This window comes from Kribbella catacumbae DSM 19601, from assembly GCF_000372465.1.
Taxonomy (GTDB): Bacteria; Actinomycetota; Actinomycetes; order Propionibacteriales; family Kribbellaceae; genus Kribbella; species Kribbella catacumbae.
In genome coordinates, this window is sequence record NZ_AQUZ01000146.1 from 1 (window position 1) to 1,159 (window position 1,159).

1 protein-coding gene is annotated in these 1,159 nt (G+C 69.0%); it reads left to right on the forward strand.

Annotated elements, in window-relative coordinates:
- A partial coding sequence (locus A3ES_RS50845; protein WP_020393498.1) for an IS256 family transposase occupies positions 1 to 931 on the forward strand: 931 nt, incomplete at its 5' end.
- Positions 932 to 1,159 lie beyond the last annotated feature (228 nt).

Sequence of the window (1,159 nt, forward strand, 5' to 3'; positions counted from 1 at the left end):
GGTGGTGCTGGAGCGGATGCTCGCNGGGGTGGCCACCCGCCGGCACGCCCAGGTCGCCGAGCCGGTCGGCGAACAGGTCGAGACCACGGCGAAGTCGACCAGCCGCTCGGCGGTCTCGCGCCGGTTCGTGCGCGAGACAGAGACCGCGCTGGCCGAGTTGATGGCCCGGGACCTGACCGGGCTCGACATCAAGGTGCTGATGCTGGACGGCGAGCACCTCAACGACTGCTGCGTGGTGGTCGCGCTGGCCATCGGTGCAGACGGCACCAAGGTGCCGGTCGGGTTGTGGGACGGCTCGACGGAGAACAAGACCGTCGTCAAGGCACTGCTGGCCGACCTGGTCGGCCGCGGCCTGGACGCCGACGACGGGCTGCTGGTCGTCATCGACGGCGCCAAGGCCCTCGCTGCCGGCGTCCGCGAGGTGTTCGGCGCCAAAGCCCTGGTGCAGCGCTGCACCCTGCACAAGCGGCGCAACATCGCCGATCACCTGCCAGACAAGGAGAAAGTCTTCATCGACGCCAAGCTCGTGAAGGCGTTCGGCCACCCCGATCCCGACCTCGGGCTGCGCAACGCCCAGGGGCTGGCGACCAGTCTGGAACGCAACTATCCCGGCGCGGCCGCGTCACTGCGCGAGGGACTGGACGAGATGTTCACCGTCGCCCGGCTCGGCATCGANGGCCGGCTCGCCAAGACCCTGACCACGAGCAACCCTGTCGAGTCGATGATCTCGATCGCCCGAACTACCAACCGCAACGTCACCCGCTGGCGCGACGGACACATGGTGCTGCGCTGGACCGCGGCCGGCATGCTCAACGCCGAACGATCCTTCCGCCGCATCAAGGGCTACAAGCACATGCCACAGCTCGTCGCCGCCCTCCACCGACACGCCCACCCAGACACCGGCACCAAAACTGTCGGAACCGCCGCCTAGAGTTCACTGTGGATCGTCACCCAAGTTCCACACGACTCGGGACATGCTCCGTAGCTCTCCCCACGCACCCGCCAGCCCGCTCCTCCGTCGCTCCCTCCACGCCTGCTCCCGCCCACCCCCGGCGTCGCGGGCTATTCCGTCGCCCACGCGAAGGCGAAAGCGCGGCGCGACCGTGGGGCAACCCGCAACCCGCAATCCGCAATCCGCAACCCGCAATCCGCAATCCGC